Origin of the sequence: Sphingomonas changnyeongensis (assembly GCF_009913435.1) — a bacterium.
Classification (GTDB): Bacteria; Pseudomonadota; Alphaproteobacteria; order Sphingomonadales; family Sphingomonadaceae; genus Sphingomonas_B; species Sphingomonas_B changnyeongensis.
In genome coordinates this window covers 554,051-579,001 of the sequence record NZ_CP047895.1, presented here as the reverse complement: position 1 = coordinate 579,001, position 24,951 = coordinate 554,051, and the positions used below count along the sequence as shown (strand labels likewise).

General features: G+C 70.1%; 27 protein-coding genes and 2 pseudogenes. 8 read left to right on the top strand and 21 right to left on the bottom strand.

Translation table 11 applies throughout. The features are described from left to right. Positions 1-7: 7 nt before the first annotated feature. From rplT to GVO57_RS02950, 4 genes are all read right to left on the bottom strand, one after another. Positions 8-385 carry a 50S ribosomal protein L20 gene (rplT, locus tag GVO57_RS02965; RefSeq protein WP_160591716.1) on the bottom strand — a complete coding sequence of 126 codons (378 nt, stop codon included), beginning with the start codon at positions 383-385 and terminating at the stop codon, positions 8-10. 12 nt (positions 386-397) lie between these two features. After that, on the bottom strand, positions 398-601 hold the full coding sequence (rpmI, locus tag GVO57_RS02960; protein ID WP_160591714.1) for a 50S ribosomal protein L35: 204 nt from the start codon (positions 599-601) through the stop codon (positions 398-400). Between the two features lie 150 nt (positions 602-751). Further along, a complete protein-coding gene (locus GVO57_RS02955) occupies positions 752-1,249 on the bottom strand; it encodes a Dps family protein (protein WP_160591713.1) in 498 nt (165 codons plus the stop codon). Positions 1,250-1,358: 109 nt separating this feature from the next. Then, entirely contained in the window at positions 1,359-1,667 is a 309-nt protein-coding gene (locus tag GVO57_RS02950; protein WP_160591712.1) for a hypothetical protein, read from the bottom strand. 233 nt (positions 1,668-1,900) lie between these two features. Between GVO57_RS02950 and rpmG the strand changes: the two genes are divergently transcribed. Next, the gene (gene rpmG / locus GVO57_RS02945) at positions 1,901-2,068 is read left to right on the top strand and encodes a 50S ribosomal protein L33 (protein ID WP_066571778.1); all 168 of its coding nucleotides are present in this window, start codon (positions 1,901-1,903) and stop codon (positions 2,066-2,068) included. A gap of 189 nt (positions 2,069-2,257) precedes the next feature. Here rpmG and GVO57_RS02940 read toward each other — a convergent pair whose 3' ends face one another. Beyond that, positions 2,258-2,620: a response regulator gene (locus GVO57_RS02940; RefSeq protein WP_160591710.1), complete on the bottom strand. Its 363-nt coding sequence runs from the start codon at positions 2,618-2,620 to the stop codon at positions 2,258-2,260. Between the two features lie 43 nt (positions 2,621-2,663). Here GVO57_RS02940 and GVO57_RS02935 point away from each other — a divergent pair, with 43 nt between their 5' ends. The 3 genes and pseudogenes from GVO57_RS02935 (at position 2,664) to GVO57_RS02925 (ending at position 4,061) form a co-directional block, all read left to right on the top strand. After that, entirely contained in the window at positions 2,664-2,933 is a 270-nt protein-coding gene (locus GVO57_RS02935) for a DUF3572 family protein (RefSeq protein ID WP_160591708.1), read from the top strand. Further along, entirely contained in the window at positions 2,930-3,604 is a 675-nt protein-coding gene (locus GVO57_RS02930) for an HAD family hydrolase (protein ID WP_160591706.1), read from the top strand. The genes GVO57_RS02935 and GVO57_RS02930 overlap by 4 nt, the downstream gene beginning before the upstream one ends. Continuing rightward, a pseudogene (locus tag GVO57_RS02925) lies at positions 3,601-4,061 on the top strand (RidA family protein). The gene GVO57_RS02930 and the pseudogene GVO57_RS02925 overlap by 4 nt, the downstream one beginning before the upstream one ends. Positions 4,062-4,078: 17 nt before the next feature. Here GVO57_RS02925 and GVO57_RS02920 read toward each other — a convergent pair. Beyond that, positions 4,079-4,543 (bottom strand): cytochrome c, encoded by a 465-nt coding sequence (locus tag GVO57_RS02920; protein WP_160591704.1) that lies wholly within the window; start codon positions 4,541-4,543, stop codon positions 4,079-4,081. A gap of 116 nt (positions 4,544-4,659) precedes the next feature. Between GVO57_RS02920 and gyrB the strand changes: the two genes are divergently transcribed. Beyond that, positions 4,660-7,119, top strand: coding sequence for a DNA topoisomerase (ATP-hydrolyzing) subunit B (gene gyrB, locus GVO57_RS02915; protein ID WP_160591702.1), 2,460 nt, complete (start codon positions 4,660-4,662; stop codon positions 7,117-7,119). A 222-nt stretch (positions 7,120-7,341) separates the two neighbouring features. Here gyrB and GVO57_RS02910 read toward each other — a convergent pair whose 3' ends face one another. The 3 genes from GVO57_RS02910 to GVO57_RS02900 form a co-directional block, all read right to left on the bottom strand. Further along, positions 7,342-8,172 carry a ferredoxin--NADP reductase gene (locus tag GVO57_RS02910; protein ID WP_160591699.1) on the bottom strand — a complete coding sequence of 277 codons (831 nt, stop codon included), beginning with the start codon at positions 8,170-8,172 and terminating at the stop codon, positions 7,342-7,344. Positions 8,173-8,288: 116 nt separating this feature from the next. Next, complete coding sequence (locus tag GVO57_RS02905; RefSeq protein WP_160591697.1) at positions 8,289-8,645, bottom strand: hypothetical protein; 357 nt, start codon at positions 8,643-8,645, stop codon at positions 8,289-8,291. Next, positions 8,642-9,706, bottom strand: a complete 1,065-nt coding sequence (locus GVO57_RS02900) for a Glu/Leu/Phe/Val family dehydrogenase (RefSeq protein WP_160591695.1) — start codon at positions 9,704-9,706, stop codon at positions 8,642-8,644. The genes GVO57_RS02905 and GVO57_RS02900 overlap by 4 nt, the downstream gene beginning before the upstream one ends. A 131-nt stretch (positions 9,707-9,837) precedes the next feature. Here GVO57_RS02900 and GVO57_RS02895 point away from each other — a divergent pair, with 131 nt between their 5' ends. Continuing rightward, entirely contained in the window at positions 9,838-10,299 is a 462-nt protein-coding gene (locus GVO57_RS02895) for an Lrp/AsnC family transcriptional regulator (RefSeq protein ID WP_160591693.1), read from the top strand. Between the two features lie 22 nt (positions 10,300-10,321). Here the strand turns inward: GVO57_RS02895 and GVO57_RS02890 are convergent, their stop codons facing one another. The 7 genes from GVO57_RS02890 to GVO57_RS02860 all read right to left on the bottom strand — a co-directional run bounded on the left by GVO57_RS02890 (position 10,322) and on the right by GVO57_RS02860 (position 17,398). Next, positions 10,322-11,710 (bottom strand): tetratricopeptide repeat protein, encoded by a 1,389-nt coding sequence (locus tag GVO57_RS02890; protein WP_160591689.1) that lies wholly within the window; start codon positions 11,708-11,710, stop codon positions 10,322-10,324. Between the two features lie 35 nt (positions 11,711-11,745). After that, positions 11,746-12,486, bottom strand: a complete 741-nt coding sequence (locus tag GVO57_RS02885) for a transferrin-binding protein-like solute binding protein (protein ID WP_160591687.1) — start codon at positions 12,484-12,486, stop codon at positions 11,746-11,748. 469 nt (positions 12,487-12,955) lie between these two features. After that, complete coding sequence (gene rpoN, locus GVO57_RS02880) at positions 12,956-14,572, bottom strand: RNA polymerase factor sigma-54 (RefSeq protein ID WP_160591685.1); 1,617 nt, start codon at positions 14,570-14,572, stop codon at positions 12,956-12,958. 8 nt (positions 14,573-14,580) lie between these two features. After that, positions 14,581-15,405, bottom strand: a complete 825-nt coding sequence (gene lptB / locus GVO57_RS02875; RefSeq protein WP_160591683.1) for an LPS export ABC transporter ATP-binding protein — start codon at positions 15,403-15,405, stop codon at positions 14,581-14,583. A gap of 126 nt (positions 15,406-15,531) precedes the next feature. Beyond that, the gene (locus GVO57_RS02870) at positions 15,532-16,083 is read right to left on the bottom strand and encodes an LptA/OstA family protein (protein ID WP_407695704.1); all 552 of its coding nucleotides are present in this window, start codon (positions 16,081-16,083) and stop codon (positions 15,532-15,534) included. Then, a complete protein-coding gene (locus GVO57_RS02865) occupies positions 16,080-16,727 on the bottom strand; it encodes an LPS export ABC transporter periplasmic protein LptC (protein ID WP_160591681.1) in 648 nt (215 codons plus the stop codon). The genes GVO57_RS02870 and GVO57_RS02865 overlap by 4 nt, the downstream gene beginning before the upstream one ends. Before the next feature lie 53 nt (positions 16,728-16,780). Continuing rightward, the gene (locus GVO57_RS02860; protein ID WP_160591679.1) at positions 16,781-17,398 is read right to left on the bottom strand and encodes a ribonuclease D; all 618 of its coding nucleotides are present in this window, start codon (positions 17,396-17,398) and stop codon (positions 16,781-16,783) included. On the opposite strand from GVO57_RS02860, the gene GVO57_RS02855 reads away from it, so the two are divergent. Beyond that, positions 17,387-17,770, top strand: coding sequence for a hypothetical protein (locus GVO57_RS02855; RefSeq protein WP_160591677.1), 384 nt, complete (start codon positions 17,387-17,389; stop codon positions 17,768-17,770). The two genes, GVO57_RS02860 and GVO57_RS02855, sit on opposite strands and share 12 nt — an antisense overlap. A 38-nt stretch (positions 17,771-17,808) precedes the next feature. After that, on the top strand, positions 17,809-18,570 hold the full coding sequence (locus tag GVO57_RS15345) for a cold-shock protein (RefSeq protein WP_160591674.1): 762 nt from the start codon (positions 17,809-17,811) through the stop codon (positions 18,568-18,570). A 103-nt stretch (positions 18,571-18,673) separates the two neighbouring features. Here the strand turns inward: GVO57_RS15345 and GVO57_RS02845 are convergent, their stop codons facing one another. The 5 genes and pseudogenes from GVO57_RS02845 to GVO57_RS02825 all read right to left on the bottom strand — a co-directional run bounded on the left by GVO57_RS02845 (position 18,674) and on the right by GVO57_RS02825 (position 24,903). After that, positions 18,674-19,372, bottom strand: coding sequence for a DJ-1/PfpI family protein (locus GVO57_RS02845; protein WP_160591672.1), 699 nt, complete (start codon positions 19,370-19,372; stop codon positions 18,674-18,676). Between the two features lie 41 nt (positions 19,373-19,413). Beyond that, a pseudogene (locus GVO57_RS02840) lies at positions 19,414-22,823 on the bottom strand (chromosome segregation SMC family protein). 67 nt (positions 22,824-22,890) lie between these two features. After that, entirely contained in the window at positions 22,891-23,646 is a 756-nt protein-coding gene (locus GVO57_RS02835) for a thioredoxin domain-containing protein (protein WP_160591670.1), read from the bottom strand. A 22-nt stretch (positions 23,647-23,668) separates the two neighbouring features. Beyond that, positions 23,669-24,346, bottom strand: coding sequence for a DsbA family protein (locus tag GVO57_RS02830; RefSeq protein WP_160591668.1), 678 nt, complete (start codon positions 24,344-24,346; stop codon positions 23,669-23,671). Beyond that, positions 24,343-24,903 carry a DUF721 domain-containing protein gene (locus GVO57_RS02825; protein WP_160591666.1) on the bottom strand — a complete coding sequence of 187 codons (561 nt, stop codon included), beginning with the start codon at positions 24,901-24,903 and terminating at the stop codon, positions 24,343-24,345. The genes GVO57_RS02830 and GVO57_RS02825 overlap by 4 nt, the downstream gene beginning before the upstream one ends. Positions 24,904-24,951: the final 48 nt, after the last annotated feature.

Below are 24,951 nucleotides of genomic sequence, written 5' to 3'. Positions count from 1 at the left end.
AGCGGGATCAGGCGGCGACGCGCGCGCCTTCGGGCAGCGCCGCCTTCACCTGCGCGACGATCGCGCTGAACGCGTCACCTTCGTGCATCGCGATATCGGCCAGAACCTTCCGGTCCAGTTCGATATTCGCAAGCTTCAGGCCGTGCATGAACACGCCATAGGTCAGGCCTTCGGCGCGGACCGCCGCGTTGATGCGCTGGATCCAGAGCGCGCGGAAGCTGCGCTTCTTCACCTTGCGGTCGCGATAGGCGTACTGGCCGGCCTTTTCGACGGCCTGGCGGGCGATGCGGATCGTATTCTTGCGACGGCCATAATAGCCCTTCGCCTGATCAAGAATCCGCTTGTGCTTCAGCTTGGTGGTCGTGCCACGCTTCACTCGTGCCATGTCGGGTCCTCCTTACTTCAGGCCGTAGGGCGCCCAAGCCTTGACGGTCTTGGTGTCGGCGTCCGACAGCACCGAGGTGCCGCGATTCTGGCGGATATACTTGGCGTTGTGGCTGATCAGCCGGTGGCGCTTGCCGGCCACGCCGTGCTTGATCAGGCCGGTCGCGGTGAGCTTGAAGCGCTTCTTCACACCGCTCTTGGTCTTGAGCTTGGGCATTTTCGTCCTTTCTACGTTATTCGACGATTGCGGACGGCCGCGGCAGCCCATTCCGGCCGGGCAGTCCCTTCGATCGCGAAGCGCGGGCGCATAACCGAGGCGGGCGCGAAATGCAACCGCGGCCCGCCCGGCACACGCGCTTCTTCCGGGTCAGCCGCCCCGGCCGGTTTCGAACAGGAACCAGGCGCGCTTTTCGGCCTGGTCGATCCAGTCATCGGCCATGCTGCTGGTCGCGGTGTCGCCGGCGGTCTCGGCGGCCTCGCGCGCGGCGCGGATCTGCTGCACCAGCTTCAGATTGTCGTCGCGCAGCTCGGCCAGCATGTCCTGCGGCGTGACGAAATCGGCGTCATTGTCGGCAATCGTCTGGCGACGGGCGATGTCGCCGATCGACCGCAGCGTCGTGTTGCCGATCTTGCGCACCCGCTCGGCAATGTCGTCGGTCACCGCCAGGATCTCCGATGCCTGCTGGTCCATCAGCTCGTGATAGTCGCGGAAATGCGGCCCCGAGACGTGCCAGTGGAAGTTCTTGGTCTTGAGATAGAGCGCAAAGGCGTCGGCCAGCACGCTGTTGAGCGCGTCGGCCACGCTCTTCGTCGCGTTGCTCGCCAGATCGGTCGGGGTCTTCAGGTCGCCAGCCACTTTCGCCATCGATGCCTCCTCATTGCGGTCAGGACATGATGGCTGGAGAACGAGGCGGCAAGGCAAAGGTGGCGGGCCGGGCCAAAAAAACGGCCGGCACCGGGGCAGGCCGGCGGGTTCAGTTCAGCCGCACCTGGGCAGCCGCCAGATAGATCTGGCTTGCTTCCCGGTCGGTGCGCCCGCACCGTGCCGCCTCGCGCATCAGGTCCAGATAGCTGCCCACCAGGCCCCGCGCGCCCCCGGCTGCCATGGCGCTTTCAAGCGCATGGGCAAGATCCGCAACCGGATGCAGGCCGTAATCACGTGCCGTGCGGCGGATGCCGTCGATTCGCGCGCACAGCAGCGCCGGCGCCACCCGCCCGGCGATGCCCGCCAGTCCGTCAATCTCTGCGCAGATGCGCGCGCAGGCCTGATCCAGTCCGCTCATCCCTGTCCCATCCTCTCCCCGGCCCGCGCCTGTGCGAGTCTCCCGCGCGGTGCCCGCAGCCCAAACCCTCGCGCGCGAGCGTGAAGGAGGCGTTAAGCCCGGGAGCCCGGAGATACCCGGATGCTCAAATCCGCAGGCCTTGACTCACAGGCCGGCCTCGCGCATGAGCGCCCACCGATGGGAGCGGCGGCGACGCCGCTTTTCTTTTTCCAGTTCATGAAGGTTCACCGGTCATGGCCAAGCCGACCACCGTCAAGATCAAGCTCGTCAGCACCGCCGACACCGGCTTCTTCTATGTGACCAAGAAGAATCCGCGCACCCAGACGGAGAAGCTGAGCTTCCGCAAATATGACCCCGTCGTGCGCAAGCATGTCGAGTTCAAGGAAGCCAAGATCAAGTAATCCGGCACCGGGCGGCGGATCGCCGCCCGCATCTGCGTTGTCCGGGTGCTTCGGATCCCGGGCGCAGATTTTGTGCTGCCTCTGGGCCCTGCGCTGCGCCGGCACCTTGCCCTGGCGCGCGCCGCCCCGTCCGAACCATTTCCGGAATCGCCGGCCTTTCGTCCGGATGCGTTGTGCCGGACGCCCCGGTCAGACGAGCGCGCCCACGCTTTCGACAAAGCGAATCACCGAAATCGGTTTCGACACATAGGCTTCCGCCCCCGCCGCGCGGATGCGTTCCTCGTCGCCCTTGGCCGCATAGGCGGTGACCGCCATGATCGGGATCGGCCGCAGCTGTTCGTCGGCCTTCAGCGTCGCGATCAGTTCCAGCCCGCTGACATGCGGCAGCTGAATGTCCATGATCACCAGATCCGGCGCGAAATCCCGCGCCCGCGCAACCGCTTCCCGGCCGTCCCGCACCGCTTCGGCAACATAGTCATGTGCCCTGAGCAGATCGCAGAACAGCTTGAGATTGAGCTCGTTGTCCTCGACAACAAGGACTTTCTTCGGCACCAGTGCCCCGCTTTCTTCTCGCCCCCGCTAAGGCTCATAGACGATGCAACCGGTTGAAACAAATCGCGATGCGCAGACGCTTGGTCTGACCGCGCTGGTCTGGGTGCTGGAGGATGGCGACCGGGCCGAACGGTTGCTCGCCCTGACCGGCCTGTCGCCCGCCGATCTGCGCGCCCGGCTGGCCGACCGGACATGTCTGGCGGCGGCGCTCGCCTTTCTGGAAGCGCATGAGCCGGATCTGCTTGGCTGTGCGGCGGCGCTCGGTGTCGATCCCGCCGATCTGGTTGCCGCGCGGCGGGAGCTTGAACGATGAGCCGGCCGCTGCTGATCACCGACTGCGACGAGGTGCTGCTCCACATGGTCCGCCATTTCGGCGACTGGCTGGGCGAGGCGCATGACATTGATTTCGCACTGGGCAGCGAGTTTGCCCGCGCGCTGACGCGCCGCGCCTGCGGCAGCCCGGTCGCGCCGGCTGAGATCTGGCCGCTGCTCGACGGCTTTTTCGTCACCGAAATGCACCGCCAGACGCCGGTGCCCCATGCGCGCGAGACGCTGGCGGCGATCGCCGAGCACGCCGACATTGTCGTGCTGACCAATCTGGGCGATCACCATCAGGACGGCCGGGCGCGCCAGCTTGAGGCGATCGGCATCCGCCACCGCGTGGTGTGCAACCAGGGCGGCAAGGGCGCGCCGGTGGCGCGGCTGCTCGATGAATATGGGCCAGGCGCGGCGGTGTTCGTCGACGATCTGGCCGTGCATCACGAATCGGTCGCGCAGCACGCGCCGGATGTGCAGCGGCTGCACATGGTCGCCGAACCGGCGCTCGCCCCGATGCTGCCGCCCGCGCCCCATGCCCATGCGCGCATCGATTGCTGGCGCGAGGCCGGGCCGTGGATCGCCGCGCGGCTGGGCATCGCGCAACCGGGTCTCACGCTGCCCGCCACCCCCGATTTTCCCGACCAGATGATGGAGCCCCATGCATGAGCATCGATGATCGCCTGAAGGAACTGGGTCTGAAGCTGCCGGTTCCGGCCGCCCGGTGGCCGCCTATGTGCCAACGGTCGAGGCGGGCGGTTTCCTTTATGTGTCGGGCCAGCTGCCGTTTCGCGGCGGCGAGGTGGTGACCGGGCGGCTGGGCGAGGATCTGGACGTCGAGCGCGGCCGCGAGGCGGCGCGGCTGTGCGGCATCATGCTGCTCGCCCAGATCGCCAAGGCGCTGGGTTCGCTCGACCGGGTCGAGCGGATCGTGAAGCTGGGCGTGTTCGTGACCTCCGACCCGCGCTTTACCGACCAGCCCAAGGTCGCCGACGGGGCCTCGACGCTGATGGCCGATGTGTTCGGCGAGGCGGGCCGCCATGCGCGCAGCGCCGTCGGCGTGCCCGCGCTGCCGCTGGGTGCGGCGGTCGAAATCGACGCGATCGTCGCCGTGCGCCCCGCCTGACGCCGCCGGGGCCGGCCTTATTTGGGCTGCGGCTTGCGGTAACGGTCGTGGCAGGATCCGCAGGCCTTGCCGGTTTCGGCAAGCGCGGCGCGGAAGCCGGCGACATCGCCCGCCTTGGCCGCGCTTTCCAGCCGCGCGGTCGCCGTCTGATAGGCGGCGGCCGCGGCGGCAAACCCGGCCTGATCGGACCAGATCAGCGGCAGCGCGTCGCTGCCTGCCCCGTCCGATCCGGCGGGGAAGCTGCCCGGCAATGCCTTTGCCCAGAGCGCAAGCCCGCTGGCCGGAAAGGCGGCGCGGCTGATGTCGCCGCTTTCGCCCATCGCCCGCAGCGCGCCGAAGGTGACGGCCGACATGCGGAACCCCGCGCGCCGCGCGGTCAGCGCCTGGCCGGTCCCGTCGCCCGCCGGCGCGGCGGCCGCCAACGCTCCGGCGCACAGGCCCGCAAGCCCGCCGCCCACGCCCAGAAGCACCCCGATGCGCATGGCCTGTTCCCCTCTTTATCCGAAGCGCGCAGCCTAGCGCGCCCGCACCCCCGCGACAATCGCCCGGCCGGGCCATTTTGCTTCCGTTCGGGGCCCCGATTCCCTATATCCTCGTCATGGCAACGACCCCCAATGACAACAGCTACGGCGCGGACTCGATCAAGGTGCTCAAGGGCCTGGACGCGGTCCGCAAGCGCCCGGGAATGTATATCGGCGACACCGACGACGGCTCGGGCCTTCACCACATGGTGTTCGAGGTGTCGGACAATGCGATTGACGAGGCGCTGGCCGGGCATTGCGACCTGATCCTGATCCAGCTCAATCCCGACGGCTCGGTGTCGGTCGAGGATAATGGCCGCGGCATTCCGACCGACATTCACCCCGAAGAGGGCGTGTCCGCGGCCGAGGTGATCATGACCCAGCTGCACGCCGGGGGAAAGTTCGAGAACACGTCGGACGACAATGCCTATAAGGTCTCGGGCGGCCTGCACGGCGTCGGCGTGTCGGTGGTCAATGCGCTCAGCGAATGGCTGGACCTGACGATCTGGCGCGACGGGCGCGAGCATTTCATGCGGTTCCGCCACGGCGATGCCGAGGCGCCGCTCAAGGTGGTCGGCGATGCGCCCGCCGGCAAGCGCGGCACCCGCGTCACCTTCCTGCCGTCGCCGGCGACGTTCAAGATCACCGAGTTCGATTTCGACAAGCTCGAGCATCGCTACCGCGAACTCGCCTTTTTGAACTCGGGCGTCCGGCTGAAGCTGGTCGATGCCCGCCATGCCGAACGGGTGGAGCATGAGCTGTATTACGAGGGCGGCATCGCCGCGTTCGTCAAATGGCTCGACCGCGCCAAGACGCCGCTGTTTCCGGACCCGATCGCCATTTCCGGCCAGCGCGATGCCATCGGCATCGACATCGCGCTCGAATGGAATGACAGCTATTACGAGAATGTCCTCGCCTTCACGAACAACATCCCGCAGCGCGACGGCGGCACCCATATGGCGGCGTTCCGCGCCGCGCTGACGCGCACGCTCAACGGCTATGCCGAACGCTCGGGCCTGCTCAAGAAGGAAAAGGTCAGCCTGACCGGCGACGACATGCGCGAAGGGCTGACCGCGATCGTGTCGGTCAAGCTGCCGGACCCGAAGTTCAGCTCGCAGACCAAGGACAAGCTGGTCAGTTCCGAGGTGCGCCAGCCGATGGAACAGCTGATGGCCGACAAGCTCGACGAATGGCTGGAGGAAAACCCCCAGCATGCGCGGTCGATCGTCCAGAAGGTGATCGACGCCGCCGCCGCGCGCGAGGCGGCGCGCCGCGCGCGCGAGCTGACGCGGCGCAAGGGGGTGATGGACATCGCCTCGCTGCCCGGCAAGCTTGCCGACTGCCAGGAACGCGATCCCGCCAAGTCGGAACTGTTCCTCGTCGAAGGTGACAGCGCCGGCGGCTCGGCCAAGCAGGGCCGCGACCGCCATTATCAGGCGATCCTGCCCCTCAAGGGCAAGATCCTGAACGTCGAGCGCGCGCGGTTCGACCGGATGCTGTCGTCCAAGGAAATCGGCACGATGATCCAGGCGCTCGGCACCGGCATCGGGCGCGACGATTTCAAGATCGACAAGCTGCGCTATCACAAGATCATCATCATGACCGACGCCGATGTCGACGGCGCCCATATCCGCACGCTGCTGCTGACCTTCTTCTACCGCCAGATGCCCGAGATCATCGCCGGCGGGCATCTCTACATCGCCCAGCCGCCGCTCTACAAAGTCGCGCGCGGCCGGTCCGAGACCTATGTGAAGGACAATGCCGCGCTCGACGATTATCTGATCGACAATGGCATCGAGGCGATGCGCCTCGACACCGTCGACGGCGCGCGGGCGGGGGCCGATCTGCGCCAGCTCGTCGAACATGCGCGGCGGATGCGGATGCTGATGGCCTATGCGCCGCGCCGTTACGATCCGGCGATCATCGAGGCGCTGGCCCTTGGCGGCGCGCTTGCCCCCGATCTGGTCGACCGGGGCGGGGCGATTGCCCGCGTCGCCGCCTGGCTCGACCGCGGCGATCCCGAGGCGCGGTGGACCGGCCGGGTGGCGGCCGAGGGCGGCTATCATCTCGAACGGCTGTGGCGCGGGGTGACCGACCATCATCTGATCGAACAGGCCTTTCTGGGCTCGGCGGAGGCGCGCAAGCTCCATGCCCTCGCGCTCGAACAGGCCGACAGCTATCGCGAGCCGTCGCGGCTCGTCTCGGTCCGCGCCGCAGCCGCTGAAGAGGGGGAGGAGGGCGCACCCGCCGACGGCCGCGGCATCGCTGTCACCCGCCCGTCCGAACTGCTCGAGGCCGTGCTCGCCGCCGGGCGCAAGGGCCTGTCGGTCCAGCGTTACAAGGGGCTGGGCGAGATGAATGCCGAGCAGCTGTGGGAAACGACCCTCGATCCGGAAAACCGCTCGCTGCTCAAGGTCGAGATCGCCCAGGCCGATCTGGCCGACGAGATCTTCACCCGGCTGATGGGCGATGTCGTCGAGCCGCGCCGCGAGTTCATCCAGCAAAATGCGCTGAGCGTCGCCAATCTGGACGTTTGATTAGGGAAGAACGGCTTAGCTGTGAAGAACGGCACCGGCCCGCTCCCCCACCCGGCCTCCCAACGGCAGGTTACGCTATGGGAGGCCGGGTGGGGGAGCGGGCCGGTGCCGCCCCCGCGCCGCGAGGCGCGCAACAAACAACCCGCCGTGCGGCGTGAGCCGAACCACAAACAACCGCCCCCGCGCCGCTAGGCGCGCAAAAATCCCCGCCCGGTCGCCGGGTCAGCCGACAAAGGCGCGTTCGATCACATAGTCGCCGGGCGCGGCGTTCGAGCCCTCGACAAAGCCGAGCGCGTCGAACCGGGCGGCGAACTCCTTGATCATCTCCATGCTGCCGCACAGCATCACCCGGTCGGTCGCCGGATCGAATGCTGCCGGGCCGTTCAGGCCCTCAAAGATCGCGCCATTGTCGATCAGTGCGCCGATGCGCCCGCTGGTGCGGAACGCCTCGCGCGTCACCGTCGGCAGATAATGGAACTGCGCGCGGGCCTGATCCTCGACCAGCGGATCGCCGGTCAGCTTGCTCTCCAGCAGGTCGAAATAGGCCAGCTCCGACACCTTGCGCACCGAATGGGCGACGAGGATCTGGTCATAAAGCTCATAGACGTCGGGATCGCGGATCAGGCTCATGAACGGCGCGAGACCCGTGCCCGTCGACAGCAGGAACAGCCTTTTGCCGGGCTTGAGCGCATCGGTCACCAGCGTGCCCGTCGGCTTGCGGCCCAGATAGATCTGGTCGCCGGGCTGGATATGCTGGAGCCGCGAGGTCAGCGGGCCGTTCTCGACCTTGATCGACAGGAACTCCAGCTCCTCGTCCCAGGCGGGGCTGGCGACCGAATAGGCGCGCAGCAGCGGCTTGCCATTGTCGCCGGGCAGGCCGATCATCACGAACTCGCCCGAGCGGAACCGGAACGAGGCCGGGCGGGTGATGCGGAAGCTGAACAGCCGGTCGTCCCAGTGATGGACGGTCTGCACGGTCTCGACGCTGAGCGCGCCGGTCGGCTCGAGCGGGGTGGGCACGGGCGCGGCGGCGGTTCCGGTGTGGGCGCTCATGCCGCGCGCTCCGCCAGGGCGGCACCGGGCCGCGCCGCAAGACCCAGATCGGCACGCATCACGTTCTTCTCCCGCTGACAGGCCGGGCATCTGCCCGCAAAGATTCTGCCCTCTAGCTAGGAACGCGTTTCACGAACAAGGGGATTCGCGCTTGGGGCGGCCCGGCAAAGCCTGTCTTGACGTGGCCTTCCGGGCATCCGGGGCGGCGGGGTGTGGCCGCCGGCCATGGCCGGGTTGCGGGTGACGCGGACCTTGGCGACGGCGATCAGCGCACGCATCTTCTCGACCAGCAGGTCGAGTGCGTGATCGGCAATCGGGTCCAGCTGCACATCCATCTGCACCATGTCGCCCAGGCAGGCCATCGTCACCGCCCTGGGCAGGATCGCGCGCTGGGCAAGCTGGTCGAGCACGCGCGCCGGCGTGCCGGGATCGGCGGTGGCCAGGATGCTGATCCGCGCCGAGGCCGCTTTCATGCCGCCAGCCCGGTTCTGCCCAGCCCCGCCCGGCCTTCGGCCATGATCGCTTCGGCCATCGCATCGGCGACCGCCGCCGGGGTTTCGCCGCATTCGCCCGCACGCACCAGGATCAGCGCCATGCGCGGGCCGATCGCCCGCACCCGCGCCTCGACCGCATCGGCTGCCTCGCCCAGATATTCGGCGGCGACGTTGATGATCCCCCCGGCATTGGCGACATAATCGGGCGCATAAAGGATGCCGCGCTCCGCCAGCCGCGCGCCATCTTCGGGTGTCGCCAGCTGGTTGTTGGCCGCGCCGCACACCAGCCGGGCGCGCAGCGCCGCGATGGTCTGCCGGTCGAGCGCCCCGCCCAGCGCGCAGGGCGCAAAGATATCGGCATCGGCGGCAATGATCGCCCCCGGCGACACCATGTCGGCGCCGAACCGCGCGGCGACCGCCGCCGCCCGCGCCGCATCGGCATCGGCCACGACCAGCCGTGCCCCGGCCTCGTGCAGCAATGTGCACAGCGCCGCGCCGACCTGGCCGACGCCCTGCACCGCCACCCGCAGGCCGGACAGGCCGGTCCCCAGGCTGCGCGCCGCCGCCTCCATCGCCACGAACACGCCCAGCGCCGTCCACGGGCTGGGATCGCCGCCGGCCTGGCCGGGGCGGGCGGGCAGCCCGGCGACGAATCGGGTCTTTGCGCGCACCTCCGCCATGTCGGCGGTGGTCGTGCCCACATCCTCGGCGGTGACATAAGCACCGCCCAGCCCCGCGACCGCGCGCCCGAAGGCGGCGAACAGCCGCGCGCGGCTGGGCAGCGTGGCGGGCATGCGGATCACCGCCTTGCCGCCGCCAAAGGGCAGGCCGGCGAGCGCATTCTTGTAGCTCATGCCCCGCGCCAGCCGCAGCGCGTCGGCGAGCATCGCGGCATCATCGTCATACTGCCACAGCCGGCATCCGCCCGCCGCCGGGCCGAGTGCGGTCGAATGAATGGCGATCACCCCGTGCAGGCCGGTCTCGGGATCCTCGATCAGATGCACGGCTTCGTGCGGGGCGGGGGTGGGCAGATGGGCCATGACGGTCTCTCTCGCTTGTGGCGCGGCAGGCAAATCATGACGCAGTCTGGCGGGTGATTCTTGCCTATCTTGTGGGGTTCGGGCCATATTGCGCAAAAATATGCCGACTGGTGGACATAATGAGCAAAACCATGCCGGAGCTTGACCCGTTCGACCGCAAGATCCTGCGCGAGCTGCAACAGGATGCCGGCCTGTCGATGGCCGAGCTGGCCGAGCGTGTCGGCCTGTCCACCTCGCCCTGCTGGCGGCGTGTCCAGCGGCTGACCGAGGACGGGCTGATCCGCCGCCGCGTCGCGCTGCTCGACCGCCAGGCGCTGGGGCTGAAGGCGCAGATCTTTGCGCAGGTGAAGCTCAACTCGCACGGCCGCGCCAATCTGGAGGAGTTCAGCGCGGCGATCCGCGACTATCCCGAAGTGCTCGAATGCTATGTGCTGATGGGGACGGTCGATTTCCTGCTCAAGATCGTCGTCGAGGATGTCGATGCCTATGAACGCTTCTTTTTCGACCGGCTGAGCCGGGTGCCGGGAGTGCAGGAAATCAACTCGGTCGTCGCGCTGTCGGAGATCAAGGCGACGACCGCGCTGCCGGTGTGACGGGCGGCGGCCCGCTTTCCCGTCAGAACTCGCGCGACAGCGCGAACTCGACCCGGGTGCGGCTGAAATCGAAGATCGGAATGGTCGAGCTGCTCGACGTGCGGGTGATGCGGATCAGCGGCGCGAGCCCGTGCAGCGTGAAGCGGCGCAGGATCAGCCCGGCGGTCAGGTCGACCCGCGTGTCGCGCCGCACCGCGCCGAACAGCGGGTCGCGGGCATCGCCCTGCAGCCGGCTGCCCACCGCCTGCAGGAACAGCAGCTGTTTGCCAAAGGCGCGCGAGGCGAGCAGGTCGAATGCCACCGTGCGGTTGGCGAGGAACGCTTCGCGGGCATCCTGCCGCGTGATCCGCGCGCCCACCCGCCCGCTGAAGCGCGGGGAGAAGGCGCGGTCATAGGCGATGTTGAGATCGGCGAGCACCCCGTCCTGCGCCGGAATCGCCGGAAAGCGGCTGTCGAGCAGGGTCAGCTCGGCCTCGATCTGGCTGGTCCGGTCGAGCGGGCGCAACAGGTTGAACGATCCGCCGACCGCATCGGAAAAGCGCACGCCGCCGAACCAGCGGCGGGTGCCGACCAGTGCCGGGCGCAGCCGCGTGCCGCCGGCGCGCAGCTCAGGCCCGGTCGCGAGCGTGAGCACGACATCGTTGAACTGAGACCGGCCATAAAGATCCGCGCGCGCCGACACGCGGCTCAGCCATTCGATCCTGTCCGACAGGGCGGCGCGGGCAAAGCCCTGCCCCGACAGCGACACGCCGATGCCCGAGCGCGCGCGCGCATCGGGGCTGAGCACCAGCGGGGCGACGACCGTATCGACGCTTTGCAGGCTGGTGGCGCGGTTGATGTTCGAATCCGGGGCGAGCGCCAGCTCGAACGCCCCGCCGATCGGGCGGCTCGACCGCAGCGCGAGCGCGAACCGGTCGACGACCCGCGCCACATCTTCGGGCAGCCCGGCGGCCCCGGCGCGGCGCAGCTCGCGGCGCGCGCCTGCTTCGTCGCCCGCGAGAGCGAGCAGCCGCGCCAGTTCAAGCCGCGGGCGCGGCGCGCCGGGCTTTTCGTCGATCAGCTCCTTGAGCCAGGCGATGGCCGCCGCCCGGTCCCCGCGCGCCTCGGCCAGCACCGACAGGCGGAAGCGCGCTTCGGCGCGAATATCACCATTCGGGTCGCGGGTCAGGCCGCGGAGCAGCGTTTCGGCAGCCGCGATCCGGCCGGCTGCGGCCTGGGCCTCGGCCACCGCGAACACCTGTGCGGCGCTCAGCCCCGAGGCGCAGACGCGCGCCTGTTCGCAGGGCGTCTGGCCCGGCGAAGCCGGGGCGGGCGGCGGTGCGGCGGACTGGGCAGCAGCTGGCAGGGCCGGCACGGCGAGGGTGAGCAAGGTGAGGGCGAGCAGCATCGCGCGCCGCGCGGCGACCGCCATTCTCCCCTCCCAGTCCGCCCGGACCCTGTCCGCGCTCAGTTGCCCCGGCCGACCACGGCGCCCACCGCCGTCCCGCCGGTGCCGGTCAGGCGGAAGCTATAGCCGACTTCCTGACCCTGCGGGCCGAAAAATGCGCCGGTAAAGCCGCCGCTATAGGTGTTGCCGCCGGCATCGGTGCCCGATTGGGTGAAGCTGCCGGTAAAGCCCCCGCCCAGCGCCGCGATGGTGCCGGTGCCGTTGAACGTGCCCAGGCTGCGCGTCGTCGAACTGTCGGTGGCCAGCGTTCCCGTGAGGTTCAGCTGGGTCGACACCGTCATCGCCGAGAAATTGGCGGTGAAGCTGCTGGTGCCGGACAGCGAATAGACGCCGTTCGGCGTCACCCACAGCCCGTCGGGCTTGGTCGTGTAGCTGGCTGACCCGGTGCTTGGCTGGGTCGGCGACTGGCGGATGCCGAACACGAAATACTGGGTCGCCAGCGTCGAGGTCGCGCCATTGTCGGTCAGCGCCTGCCATGCGCCATAGCTGACATAGGTCAGCGCCAGCTGGGTGTTGCCGCTGCCGGGGTTGAACAGGATCAGCTCGTCGTCGCGGTTGCCGCTGGACTTGGCATAGACGGTCGCGACCGCATCCGACCGGCCGGGCGCGGTATTGGCCTCGCGGTTCGCCGGCAGGAAGCTGGTGCTCGCGCCGGTCGCGTCGCGGATCGTATAGCCCCCGGTCGCCGCGTCATAGGCAAGGCTGACGCCGCTGCCGGCATCGGACAGCGTGCCGGTCACGCCGCTATTGCCCGATGCGCCGAGCGTCGCCTGGATGCGGCCACCGGGGCGGCGAAGGTCTCGCTGACCTGAAGATTGGTGAGCGTGGTGTTTGTCGTCGGCGCGGGCGCAGGCGCAGGCGCGGGCGCAGGCGCAGGCGCAGGCGCAGGCGCAGGCGCAGGCGCAGGGCTTGGCGCGGGTGCCGGGGCAGGGCTGGGTGCCGGGGCGGGAGCAGGTGCCGGGCTGGGTGCTGGTGCCGGTGCTGGCGCAGGTGCCGGAGCCGGGCTGGGTGCTGGCGCCGGCGCAGGCGCCGGAGGGGCCGAGCCGGCGGAGCCGACGCCGCCGCCCCCACCGCCGCCACAGGCGGCCAGCGTCAGGGCAAGGGTCAGGAAGCTGCAGTTGCGGCTGAACTTGGTCATCATGGCCGGTCCCCAGATTAGGCGCGGCCGATCATGCCCCCGTTAATCCTTCAACCTGGTAAACCCGCCCCTCAGGCGGCGCGCATGCCAAGCGCCTTTTGTCGCCGGCGCTGCACGGATGATCCGATTCCCATCGCCTCGCGATATTTGGCGACGGTGCGCCTGGCGATGTCGAACCCGCGTTCGCGCAGCATGTCGACCAGCGTATCGTCGGACAGGATCGCATCCGGCTGTTCGGCGGCGATCAGCGTGCGGATCGCGGTCTTGACCGCCTCGGCCGACACCGCTTCGCCGCCATCGGCGGCCTGGATCGCACTGGTGAAGAAATATTTCAGCTCGAACAGTCCGCGCGCGCAGCTCAGATATTTGTTGGAGGTCACGCGGCTGACCGTCGATTCGTGCAGCCCGACCGCCTCGGCGACCTGACGCAGCGTCAGCGGGCGCAGATGGGCGACGCCCTTCTGGAAAAACCCCTCCTGGCGGCGCACGATCTCGGTCGCGACCTTGATGATCGTGCGCTGGCGCTGGTCGAGCGCCTTGACCAGCCAGTTGGCGGTTTGCAGCTGCTCGCCCAGCCAGGCCCGCGATGCCTTGTTCGCACCCGCGCACAGCTCGGCATAATAATGCCGGTCGACGAGCAGCCGGGGCAGCGTCGCGCCGTTGATCTCGATCGCCCAGCCGTCGCCGCGCCGGGTGACGAACAGATCGGGGCTGACCGCCTCCACCCGCGCGCCGTCGAACCTCAGCCCCGGCTTCGGGTCATAGCCGCGCAGTTCGCGGATCATGTCGGCCAGATCTTCCTCGTCCACGCCGCAGATGCGCCTGAGCTGGGCGAGCTTGCCGGCCGCGAGCAGGTCGAGATTGTCGATCATCCGCGCCATGGCCGGATCGTAACGGTCGGCCTCGCGCGCCTGCAACGCCAGACATTCGGCCAGGCTGCGCGCGCCGACCCCGGTCGGGTCGAAGCCGTGGATGACGCCCAGCACCCGCTCGACCGTCGCCAGCGGCACGCCCAGCCGCTGCGCCACGTCGAGCAGCGCGGCGCGCAGATAGCCGGCCTCGTCGATCAGATCGATCAGATGGGTGGCGATCGCCAGATCGGGGCCGGACAGGCACTGGCCGGCCTGGGCGAGCAGATGATCGCCAAGCGATGCGGCGGGCGCGGCAAAGCTGTCGAAATCCGGCCCATCGGCGCTGGCGGCGGACCCGCCGTCCGATCCGCCGCCCAGCGACGGTTCCCAGTCCTGCGTGCCGCCGCCCGTCCTGTCGCCGGAATTGTCCCCGGCCACGCCTGCCCCGCCATGGTCGGGCGCGGCATCGGCGGGACCGTCATGGTGAAAGGTCTCGGCCACCAGATCGACGTCGAGCGGGGTGTCGGCAAGGCCGTCGCCATGTGCGATCAGCCGGTCGGCGGTGACCGGATCGCCCGGCGCGTCGCGGTCGCCCCAGACTTCGCCCCAGCCATCGCCTTCTCCCTCACCATCGGCTCCGCCATCGCCGTCCGCGCCGGGTGCTGCGCTGCGTCCCTGTTCCTCGGTGCCGAGCAGCGGGTTGCGTTCCAGCTCGCCGGCGATGAAGCTTTCGATCTCGAGATTGGACAGCGTCAGCAGCTTGATCGCCTGCTGGAGCTGGGGCGTCATCACCAGCGATTGCGACTGGCGCAGGTCGAGGCGAGGGGAGAGCGCCATGCCAGCCGCTACAGCGCGAAGCCCTCGCCCAGATACAGGCGGCGGACATTGGCGTCGGCGACCAGCGCCTCGGGGCTGCCCGCGAACAGCACCCGGCCGTCATAGATGATGCAGGCGCGGTCGACGATGTCGAGCGTCTCGCGCACATTGTGATCGGTGATCAGCACCCCGATGCCACGCTGTTTCAGCTGCTTGACCAGATCGCGAATGTCGGAGATCGAAATCGGGTCGATGCCCGCAAACGGCTCGTCGAGCAGGATGATCGACGGATCGGCCGCCAGCGCGCGCGCAATCTCGCAGCGCCGCCTTTCCCCGCCCGACAGCGCCATGGCCGGCGATCCGCGCAGCCGTGCCAGCCCGAATTCGTCGAGCAGCGTTTCAAGCCGTGCGGCACGGGCATCCTTATCCGGCTCGGCCAGTTCGAGCACGGCCGAGATATTCTGTTCAACGCTGAGCCCGCGAAAGATCGAGGTTTCCTGCGGCAGATAGCCCAGCCCGAGGATCGCCCGGCGATACATCGGCAGGCCGGTAATGTCCTGCCCGTCGAGCAGGATGCGCCCCGAATCGGGCTTCACCAGCCCCATGATCGAATAAAAGCAGGTCGTCTTGCCCGCGCCATTGGGGCCGAGCAGGCCGACCACCTCGCCGCGCGCGACCGACAGCGACACATCGGACAGCACGGTGCGCCGGTCATAGGCCTTGGCGATCGACACCACCGCCAGCCCGCCCGCCGGGGCCGCATCCGCCGATTGCGCCGGGCCGGCTTCGGGTCGGGCGGCTTCGGATCGGGCCGCTTCGGGCCGGTCCGCTTCGGGATGGACGAGTTCGGTCATGCCGGCTCCGGTGGATCGCAGGTCGCGGTTGATGATTGGTGAAGACGCGCCGATTGGCAAGCTTTGTGCATGGCAGGTTCGGGGCGATTGCGCGTGCCGCCGATCGCGCCCGGCCGCCGCGCGGCGTCAGCGCCGCTCGCCGGTGCCGTCCTGCCGCTGCGGCACGGTGAACCTGCCGGTGACGCGGCCGCCCCGGCCCGTCGTCGTGCCGGGTGCAGCGGCGCCGTCCATGCTCGCCCGGCCGCTGTTGAGGTCTATCACCAGCCGTCCGCCCCGGATCACGTTCGCCCCCTGGTTGAGCGTGACGCCGCCGACCATGGTGATCTGGCGCCGATTGAGATCGTAGATTGCATATTGGCCGCGCGCCGTCTCGCTCGGGCTGCGCAAGGTGACGCCCCCGGCGGCATCGAGCCGCTCGATCTGCAGCCCGTCGCCGCCCTGACGGTCATAGGCAATGGTCAGCCGTGCGGCATCAAGCGCCAGGTCGCCCTGGCGCACGCGCACATTGCCGGCAAAGACCGCCCGGTCGGCCCGGTCCTGCACCTCGATCCGGTCGGCCTCGACATCGACCGGGGCAGCGGTGTTGTGGCCGCGCAGCGCCTGGGCAGCGGCGGGGCCGGCCAGCGCCAGCATCGCCGCCAGCGCCGGCATCGCGCGGATACGGGCAAACATCGTCATCGCGTTCCTCTGGCCTTACCCTGGGTGATGCGCAAGCGCGCCCCGCCTTCCAGCCGCACGACGCGGGCGTTCAGATCGGCGCTCAGCCGCTGCGCGCCGAACGTGCCGATCGGCATCCGCCCGTCAACCGCCCCCCGGCTGGCAATCGTGCGGCCCTTCAGATCGACATCGACATCGCGTGTCGCCAGCCGGTAGCCATCGGCCGACTGGAACGTTACCGGCCCTTCGACGGCGACCGTTTCTTTCTGCATGTCATAGCGCGCCCGCCCCGCCTCGAGCACCGCCGGCCCGTCGCGCATCAGCAGCCGCGCCGACAGGTCGCTCAGCCGCACGATCGGTTCGCGCGAGGTGGCCTGCACGGCCGATCCGGCGCGCAGCGAAAAGGGCTGACCCTTGCTGTCCTCGCCGCGGTAGAGTGCCTCGGTGGCGCGCATCCGTTCGCGCGCGACCTCGACCCGGTTCTTGTCGAGCACGAAGCTCAGCTCGTTGCTGTCGGTCAGCGGGGCAATGGACAGCACGGCGACCAGCGCGCCGATCAGCACCGGCAGCCCGCCCTGGAGCAGTCGCACCAGCCGGTCATGGCTGCTGCCGGGCAGCGCCCACAGGCGGCGCGCGTCGCGCGACCGGTCGGCGGCCTCAGACACGTGCCGCGTCGCCTGGCTGCTGACCGGGCCGGGGGAAGCCGGGCTGTCGCCGATCAGACATGCGCGAAAATGTCGATTTCCGGCCAGCCCGCCAGATCGAGCGCGGCGCGGTGCGGCAGGAAATCGAAACAGGCCTGAGCGAGCTCGGCCCGCCCCTCGCGCGCCAGCCGGCGGTCAAGCTCCTCGCGCAGCGCGTGAAGATAGCGCACGTCGGACGCCGCATAGTCGCACTGCGCCTCGCTCAGCACCGGGCCGCCCCAGTCCGAGCTTTGCTGCTGCTTGGAAATGTCCTGGCCCAGCAGCTCGCGCACCAGCTCCTTCAGCCCGTGCCTGTCGGTGTAGGTCCGCACCAGTCGCGATGCGGTCTTGGTGCAATAGACCGGGGCGGCGACGACGCCCAGATAATGCCGGATCGCGGCCAGGTCGAACCGCGCGAAATGATAGAGCTTGAGCCGCGCCGGATCGGCGAGCACCGCCCGCAACACCGGGGCCGCATAGTCCGAGCCGGGCCCGAAGCGGACCAGATGTTCGTCGCCGCGCCCGTCGCTGATCTGGACGACGCACAGCCGGTCGCGGGGCGTGACCAGCCCCATGGTCTCGGTGTCGACGGCAATCGGTCCGTCGGCGAGCACGCCGGCCGGCAGGTCTTCTTCATGGAAATGAACGGTCATGCCCTGCGCATAGGCCTGTCGGGGCCGCCGCTCAATGGCCGATGGCCGCCGGGGGCCGGCCTGCCCGCCGGGCCGCAGGCGATTCGGTGGCGGCGATGTCGCGTCCGCGCGGCGGATTCGGTTGGTCTTTGCCGGACGATCAGCGGGATCGGCACGGCCCGGTTGCGGCGACCTGTCATGCGGTCAATCGCGGTCCTTTGTCTCGACGGCGATGATTTTCGGCAACAGATGAACGCGTCGCGACGATCGCCATTGCGGGCTGTGGATATTTTGTTCGCGATGGGCGCGATTCTCGGCTATAGCGAAACTTGGGCGCATCTATGGCTTTGCGTCTTGGGAACGAGCGGCCATCGTCCGGTGCGCCTGTTCTGACGGGTTTTGGTGGGCGAACCGGGAAAGATTTGAACGGCATGGGTTTCGACAGAGGGCGGCGCGGTCAGCGCGGTGGCAGGGACAAGCGGGACGGTTTCGGCGACGAAGGCTTTGACAGCTTTGGCGACCGTGGCGGCTTTGGCGATCGCGGCTTCGGCGGCGGCGGCGGCTTTGGTGGTGGCGGCGGCGGCTTCGGCGGCCCGCGCGGCGGCTTTGGTGGCGGCGGCGGTTTTGGTGGCGGTGGTGGCGGCTTCGGCGGTGGCGGCCGGGGCGGCATGCCCGCCCAGGTGATCGGCGAAGGCACCGGCGTCGTGAAGTTCTTCAACGGCCAGAAGGGCTTCGGCTTCATCGTGCGCGACGATGGCGGCGAAGATGTGTTCGTGCACATCTCGGCGGTCGAACGCGCCGGCCTGACCGGCCTGGCCGAAGGTCAGCCGCTGGGCTTCACGCTGGTCGACCGTGGCGGGCGCGTCTCGGCGACCGACCTCAAGATTGAAGGCGAGCCGCTGCCCGTCACCGACCGCGGTCCCCCGCGCGACGCCGCGCCGCGCGGCGCCGGCGGGCCGCAGCGTCAGCTGACCGGCGAAAAGGCGAGCGGGACGGTCAAGTTCTTCAACGCCATGAAGGGCTTCGGCTTCATCCAGCGCGATGACGGCCAGCCCGATGCCTTTGTGCATATCTCGGCGGTCGAGCGTGCCGGCATGCCGGGCCTGAACGAAGGCGATCGGCTGGAGTTCGAACTGGAGGTTGATCGCCGTGGCAAATATGCTGCGGTCAATCTGACGCCGCTTCAGTCCTGATCCGGCCTTTGGCTGACAGACAGAAAGGCGGGCCTTCTCGGCCCGCCTTTTTTGTGTCCGGCGGTCCAGGCTGGGGGGTGATCCCGCCCGGCCCGACCATGCATCAGCCCGGCTGCCGGGCCTTCAGCCGTGCCGCCGCCGCCAGATAACGCTGCGGCCGGTCGGGCGCCGTCCGGTCGACGAGCGCGCGGTAGCGGGCGACGGTATCGGGCGCGGCGCGTTCGGGGGTGCCGGCGTCAAAGGGCGGTGCCGGATCATATTCGAGCGCCAGCTGCACGAATCGGGCATGATCGTCGCCGGCGATGCGCGCAATCAGCGCAAAGGCAAAGTCGATGCCCGCGGTCACGCCGCCGCCGGTCACGCGGTTGCGGTCGAAAACCACCCGTTCGCGCACCGGGATCGCGCCAAACGCCGCCAGATAGTCATGGCTCGCCCAGTGGCAGGTCGCGCGGTAGCCGGTCAGCAGCCCGGCGGCCCCCAGCATCAGCGATCCGACGCACACGCTCGTCACCCATTGCGCGCCCGGTGCGGCGCGGATCAGCCAGTCGAGCGCCGCTTCATCCTCCATCGCGCCGGTGATGCCGAAACCGCCGGGCACGCAGACAATGTCGGGCTGGGCGGCGGTCGCAAATGTTGCCGAGGGCAGCAGCGCAAAGCCCGAATCGGTCGCCACAGGGTCCAGTGAGGCGGCCACCAGCTCGATCCGCGCCCCGGGCAGGCGCGACAACACCTGCGCCGGTCCGGTCAGGTCGAGCTGGGTGACATTGGGGTAAAGCAGGAAGGCGATGGTCGGGCCGGTCACGGCAGTTCCTTTCGGGTGGGGCGAACGAATCGCGGGGCGGATTATTGCGCGGCGAGCAGGGCCTCGGCCGCGCCCAGATCGACCGACACCAGCCGGCTGACGCCGCGTTCGACCATGGTGACGCCGAACAGCCTGTGCATCCGGCTCATCGTCACCGCATTGTGGGTGACGATCAGATAGCGGGTCGCCGTATCGGTCGCCATCGCATCGAGCAGGTCGCAAAAGCGTTCGACATTGGCGTCGTCGAGCGGCGCATCGACCTCGTCCAGCACGCACACCGGGCGGGGTTGGTCAGGAACAGGCCGAAGATCAGCGCCACTGCGGTCAGCGCCTGTTCGCCGCCCGACAACAGGGTCAGGCTGGCCAGCTTCTTGCCCGGCGGCTGGGCCATGATCTCCAGCCCCGCTTCCAGCGGATCGTCCGAATCGACCAGCTGCAAATAGGCCTCGCCGCCCCCGAACAGCTGGGTGAACAGCCGCCGGAAATGCCCGTCCACGGCGGCAAAGGCCTGCAGCAGCCGCGCCCGCCCCTCGCGGTTGAGGCTGCCGATCGAGCCGCGCAGCCGGTTGACCGCCTCGGTCAGCTCGTCCCGCTCGCCGGTCATGCGCTCAAGCGCGGCGCTCAGCTCGGCCAGTTCTTGCTCGGCGACCAGATTGACCGGGCCGATCCGTTCGCGGTCGCGCAGCAGCTGGTCGTGGCGCGCCGATTCGGCCTCGGGCGTGCCGACATCGGCCGATGCAAAGCCGACCCGTTCGGGCAGCACCGGCGGCGGGCAGGAAAAACGCTCGCCCGATACCCGGCCCATCTCCACCCGCCTCAGGTCGCTCGCCTCGGCCCGCGCCGCCGCGCCCGCCCGCGCCTCGCGCGCCGCCGCCAGCGCCTCGCCTGCCTCGGCGAGCTGCGCCTCGACCGCGCGGGCGCGCGCCTCGGCGGCGGTCAGTGCGGCCATCGCCGCGCCGGTCGCCGCTTCCGCCTCCTTGCGGGCCGCGCCCAGCCGGTCGATCTCGGCCTCGAGCAGGGCGGGACGGGGGCCGAGCGCCGCCAGCTCCTCCGCCAGCTCGTCATCGCGCCGCGCCATGTCGGCGATCCGCCGCGCGGCGTCGCCGGCGCGGCTGCGCCAGCTGCGCGCCTCGGCCTGTGCCGCCTGGTGCCGGTCGCGGTCACCGGCCAGCGCCCGCTCGCGCGTCGCCGCCAGCGCCTTGCGGTCGGCAACCAGCGCGCGTGCCGCCGCACTGTCCGCCTGCAGCGCCGCGACCTCGCCCGCAATGCCGCTGCCATCGGGCAGGGCGGCGAGCGCCGCCTCGGCGGCCCGCGTTTCCGCCTCGGCCTCGTCGCGCTCCGCTGCGGCGCGGGCCTGCCGGTCGGTCAGTTCGCGCAGCCTTGTGCCGTGCCGCTCCAGCGCAGCCTCGGCCGCGTCCTCGGCGCGCCGTCCGGCGCGGATGCGGGCATCGGCTTCGGCACGCGCGTGGCGCGCCTGTTCAGCCGCGCTCCGCGCTTCGGCCAACTGCCGGGCGGTATCGGCCATGTCGGCTTCGGCCCGGTCATGCGCCGCCCGCGCCTCGGGCAGCGCGGCATCAAGTGCGTCGAGCCGGTTGGCGCGGATCAGCCGTTCGGCGGCCGCCGCCCCGCCTTCCTCGGTCTCCAGCCCGTCCCAGCGCCGCATCCGCCCGTCGGGCGTCACCAGCGCCTGCCCGGCGGCCAGCGGCAGGCCCGGATCCGCCGGCACCAGCGCGATCTGGGCGAGCCGCCGGGCGAGCGCTGCCGGCGCGGTGACATGATCGGCCAGCCGCGCCGCCCCCGGCGGCAGGGCCGGGTCGCCGCCGTCGCCGCCGTCGCCGGCTGCGAGGGCGCGCCAGCCGCTGACCGGCAGGTCCAGCTCGTCGCCAAAGGCGGCGGCCAGTGCGCGTTCATGGCCGGGTGCGGCCCGGACATGATCGATCAGCCGGTCGCCGCTGCGCCCGGACAGCGTCTTGGCGAGTGCCGTCCGCTCGGCTTCGAGCGCGCCCAGCGCGGCGCGGGCGGCGGCGCGCGCTGTCTCGGCCGCGTCGCGCGCGGCGGCGGCCACGGCGCGCGCGGCCTCCGCCGCCTCGATCGCCCGCCCGGCCTCCGCCGCTGCCTGTTCGGCGGCGATGCGTTCGGTGGTGGCGGCGGTGCGCGCGGCGGTCAGCGCGGCATCGTCGCCAAGCGCCGAAATCTGGGCATCGACCTGCGCCAGCTCGCGCGCCGCCCGGTCGCGCCGTCCCCGCGCCGCCGCCACCGCTGAACGGGCGATCTGCGCATCCGCCTGTTCGCGCGCCTGGCGCGATAGCGCCTGGGCCAGCGCCACCTCGGCATCGCGGGCGGCGCTTTCGGCCCCGGCGAGTGCCGCGGCCAGGGCCGGGGCCTCGGCCTCGCTTTCGGCGATGCGGGCGGCGAGCATCCGCACCTCATCGCCCAGCCGGGCGATCGCCTCGGCTGCGTCATGCGCCAGTGCGCCCTCGCGCGCCCGGTCCGCGTCCAGCCGCGCCCGCGCATGGCCCAGATCGGCGAGCCGGGTCCGCGCCGCGTCACGCTCCGCGCTCAAGCCCGCGAGGCGGCGGGCCAGCTCGGCGGCCTGGTCGCGCGCCTGTTCGACCGCGCTGCGCGCCTCGGCCAGCTGACGGGCGGCGGCCCCGCTCAGGGCGGCGGCGTCGCGCTGCGCCTCGCCAAGCGTCGCCACCCGGTCCTCGGCGGCAGCCGCCTCGGCCCGTGCCGCCTCCGCCGCTGCCGCTGCATCGCGCCAGCGGGCATAGATCATCCGCGCTTCGGCGCGGGTGATATCGGCCGAAATCGCGCGGTAGCGTTCGGCGGTGCGCGCCTGACGCCGCAGCTGCCCGGCGCGCGCGTCCATATCGGCGATCATTTCACCGAGCCGCGCCAGATTGGCCTCGGTCGCGCGCAGCCTTTGTTCGGCATCCTTGCGCCGGACGTGCAGCCCGGCAATGCCCGCCGCCTCTTCCAGCATCGCCCGGCGCTCGACCGGGCGCGCGGCGATCACCGCGCCGATCCGCCCCTGGCTGACCAGCGCCGGCGAATGCGCCCCGGTCGCGGCATCGGCAAGCAGCAGCGCCACGTCGCGCGCGCGCACGTCGCGCCCGTTCAGCCGATAGGCGGAACCGGCCCCGCGCTCGATCCGGCGGACGATCTCGATCTCGTCATCCTCGCCCCCCGGCCCGCCGCGCGCGAACAATTGCACCTCGGCAAAGTCGCGCGCCGGGCGCTGCTGGGTGCCGGCGAAGATGACATCGTCCATCCCGCCGCCGCGCAGCGACCGGGCCGATCCTTCGCCCATCACCCAGCGCAGCGCCTCGAGCAGGTTCGATTTGCCGCAGCCATTGGGGCCGACAATGCCGGTCAGCCCCGGCTCGATCCTGAGTTCGGCGGGTTCGACAAAGCTTTTGAAGCCGACAAGCTTCAGGCCGGTGAAGCGCATTCCCGCTCTCCCCGCCCCGGTCGTCTGCGCCACCCCGGCCCGGCGGGCCGTGCCGGAGGGGCGATGCTCAGGCCCCGGCGGCCTTCAGCTTGGGTTCCAGCTGTTCCCAGGTGCCGGTCGCCTCGAGCAGCTGGCCATTGAGGAAGAAGGCCGGGGTGCCCGGGATCTTCAGCTCGTCATTGGCGGTCTTCTGCATGGCGATCAGCTGGTCGGTCATCGCCTTGTCGGCGAGGCACTGGTCCAGCCGCGCCTCGGCGATGCCGCGCTGGCGGGCAAAGGCGTCGAAGCCGAGCAGCCGGGCGAGGCCCTGGAACTGCTGGGCCGGGGCCTGGGACTGGAGCGCCTGCACGGCGGCCTGATCGGCCTTTTGCGCGCGGTCGAAAATCTCGTTCTGCGTCGCCAGCGCCTGTTCGGTCATCGCGAAATACGGCTCCGGCCCGCCGCAGCGCGACACGAGCGTCAGCGTCATGTCGATCGGGTCGCGCACATAGTTACGCACCTCAAGGCTGACCGTGCCCTTTTTCACATATTGGTCGCGCAGCTTTTCAAAGCCTTCGCGCGCAAACTCGGCGCAGTGCGGGCAGGTGAGCGACAGATATTCAACCAGCTTCACCGGCGCGTCGGGATTGCCCATGCGCATCCCGCCTTCGGGGAGGGCGGTGACGACATCGCTCCATTCCTTGCCGGCCGGCGGCGGGATCGCCGCGCCGCCGGTCGCCGGGGCGGCGGCGGTGCCATTTGCCGGGGCCGATCCGTTATCGGCGCTCTGGCTGCAGGCAGACAGCGCCAGCGCAGCCGCGCCGAGCATCAGGGCAAAACGCATCGTCAGTCTCTCCGTCACTTGGTCACAAGGGGGCGAGGCCCGGCCAGTCATTGGCCGCAACCGGCGTCCCGTTGAGGATGAAATGGGGCGTGCCCGGAATCCGCCTTTCGCTCCAGGCCTCATTGGCCTGGTCGATCAGCGTCTTTTGCTGCGCCGGATCGGCCAGACAGGCATTGGCGCGTTCGGCCGACACGCCGAAGCGGGCGACGATCGCGGTCAGCCCCGATGCGCGGGCGGTCATCCGGATGCGCTCGACCGGGCTGGCGGCCTCAAGCGCCGCCCGCTCGGCCTGTTCATAGGCAATGGTGCGGTCGATCCATGCCTTTTGCTCGGCAAAGATCGCCTCGCTCGCGGCAAAGAAGCGCGCCGGGCCGGCGCAGCGGGCGAGCAGGGCCGCGGTCAGGTCCAGCCGGTCGCGCAGCGCGTGGCGGAACTCGATGCTGACCTTGCCGCCGGCAATGGCGCGGGCAAGCGGTGTCGCCGCCTCGGCCGAGAAATGCGCGCAATGGTCGCAGGTGTAGCTTGCATATTCGACCAGCTTGCGCGGCGCGTCGGGATTGCCGCGCACATAGCTGCCTGCCGGGGTGACGGCGACGCGCCCGGCCCAGTCGGTGCGGGCGGCCTCGGTGCGGGCGGCAGTGGTGGGGGCGGCGACCATCAGGGCCGTGCCGATCAGCGCCATGAAACGGACCATCGTCATGCCTTTACCTTGCCGGCCACGGCCAGCTTTTCGCCGGTCGCGATGCCGCGCGCCAGCTGTTCAAGGACCGCGCGCAGTTCGGGATCGCCGACCGCGCGCAGGCTGTCGCCCAGATCGACGGGGATCTCGACCGGCGGTTCGGCAGTGGCGGCCGGGGCCGGCGTGCGGCGCGGGCGCGGCGTCAGTCCCTGGCGCAGCATCACCCGGTCGATCGCCGGATAGCCGAAGAAACGGTTCACCCGCGAAATGATCTCGGGGATCACGTGCTGGAGCATCGGCGCATGGGCGCTTGCCACCTGCAGCGTCAGCGCCCCGCCCGCGCGCTGCCCGGCGGGAAAGCGGATCGATTCGGGGGCCGAGACATCGGCATAGCGCGGCCCGACAATCTCCGCCCAGCGGCTGACGACCGCGTGCTGGACAAAGCCGAAGCGGCGGAATGACGCGCGGCCGATCGCGGGCAGCATTTCGGCCACCGCGCGCGGACGCCCGCCGCGTGCGGGTTCATGCCCCCGCCCGGCTTGCTGTCCGCCATCCTGTCTGGGCTTGCGACCGCTCATCGCCGATCCTTGCCACAGCTTTCCCGCGAGCGTCCACCCGCCTAAAGC

Coding starts and splice junctions, on each gene's coding strand:
- rplT (WP_160591716.1), bottom strand. CDS start 385: ATGGCACGAGTGAAGCGTGGCACGACCACCAAGCTGAAGCACAAGCGG.
- rpmI (WP_160591714.1), bottom strand. CDS start 601: ATGCCCAAGCTCAAGACCAAGAGCGGTGTGAAGAAGCGCTTCAAGCTC.
- GVO57_RS02955 (WP_160591713.1), bottom strand. CDS start 1,249: ATGGCGAAAGTGGCTGGCGACCTGAAGACCCCGACCGATCTGGCGAGC.
- GVO57_RS02950 (WP_160591712.1), bottom strand. CDS start 1,667: ATGAGCGGACTGGATCAGGCCTGCGCGCGCATCTGCGCAGAGATTGAC.
- rpmG (WP_066571778.1), top strand. CDS start 1,901: ATGGCCAAGCCGACCACCGTCAAGATCAAGCTCGTCAGCACCGCCGAC.
- GVO57_RS02935 (WP_160591708.1), top strand. CDS start 2,664: ATGCAACCGGTTGAAACAAATCGCGATGCGCAGACGCTTGGTCTGACC.
- GVO57_RS02930 (WP_160591706.1), top strand. CDS start 2,930: ATGAGCCGGCCGCTGCTGATCACCGACTGCGACGAGGTGCTGCTCCAC.
- GVO57_RS02920 (WP_160591704.1), bottom strand. CDS start 4,543: ATGCGCATCGGGGTGCTTCTGGGCGTGGGCGGCGGGCTTGCGGGCCTG.
- gyrB (WP_160591702.1), top strand. CDS start 4,660: ATGGCAACGACCCCCAATGACAACAGCTACGGCGCGGACTCGATCAAG.
- GVO57_RS02910 (WP_160591699.1), bottom strand. CDS start 8,172: ATGAGCGCCCACACCGGAACCGCCGCCGCGCCCGTGCCCACCCCGCTC.
- GVO57_RS02905 (WP_160591697.1), bottom strand. CDS start 8,645: ATGAAAGCGGCCTCGGCGCGGATCAGCATCCTGGCCACCGCCGATCCC.
- GVO57_RS02900 (WP_160591695.1), bottom strand. CDS start 9,706: ATGGCCCATCTGCCCACCCCCGCCCCGCACGAAGCCGTGCATCTGATC.
- GVO57_RS02895 (WP_160591693.1), top strand. CDS start 9,838: ATGCCGGAGCTTGACCCGTTCGACCGCAAGATCCTGCGCGAGCTGCAA.
- GVO57_RS02890 (WP_160591689.1), bottom strand. CDS start 11,710: ATGGCGGTCGCCGCGCGGCGCGCGATGCTGCTCGCCCTCACCTTGCTC.
- rpoN (WP_160591685.1), bottom strand. CDS start 14,572: ATGGCGCTCTCCCCTCGCCTCGACCTGCGCCAGTCGCAATCGCTGGTG.
- lptB (WP_160591683.1), bottom strand. CDS start 15,405: ATGACCGAACTCGTCCATCCCGAAGCGGACCGGCCCGAAGCGGCCCGA.
- GVO57_RS02870 (WP_407695704.1), bottom strand. CDS start 16,083: ATGACGATGTTTGCCCGTATCCGCGCGATGCCGGCGCTGGCGGCGATG.
- GVO57_RS02855 (WP_160591677.1), top strand. CDS start 17,387: ATGAACGGTCATGCCCTGCGCATAGGCCTGTCGGGGCCGCCGCTCAAT.
- GVO57_RS02860 (WP_160591679.1), bottom strand. CDS start 17,398: ATGACCGTTCATTTCCATGAAGAAGACCTGCCGGCCGGCGTGCTCGCC.
- GVO57_RS15345 (WP_160591674.1), top strand. CDS start 17,809: ATGGGTTTCGACAGAGGGCGGCGCGGTCAGCGCGGTGGCAGGGACAAG.
- GVO57_RS02835 (WP_160591670.1), bottom strand. CDS start 23,646: ATGCGTTTTGCCCTGATGCTCGGCGCGGCTGCGCTGGCGCTGTCTGCC.
- GVO57_RS02830 (WP_160591668.1), bottom strand. CDS start 24,346: ATGACGATGGTCCGTTTCATGGCGCTGATCGGCACGGCCCTGATGGTC.
- GVO57_RS02825 (WP_160591666.1), bottom strand. CDS start 24,903: ATGAGCGGTCGCAAGCCCAGACAGGATGGCGGACAGCAAGCCGGGCGG.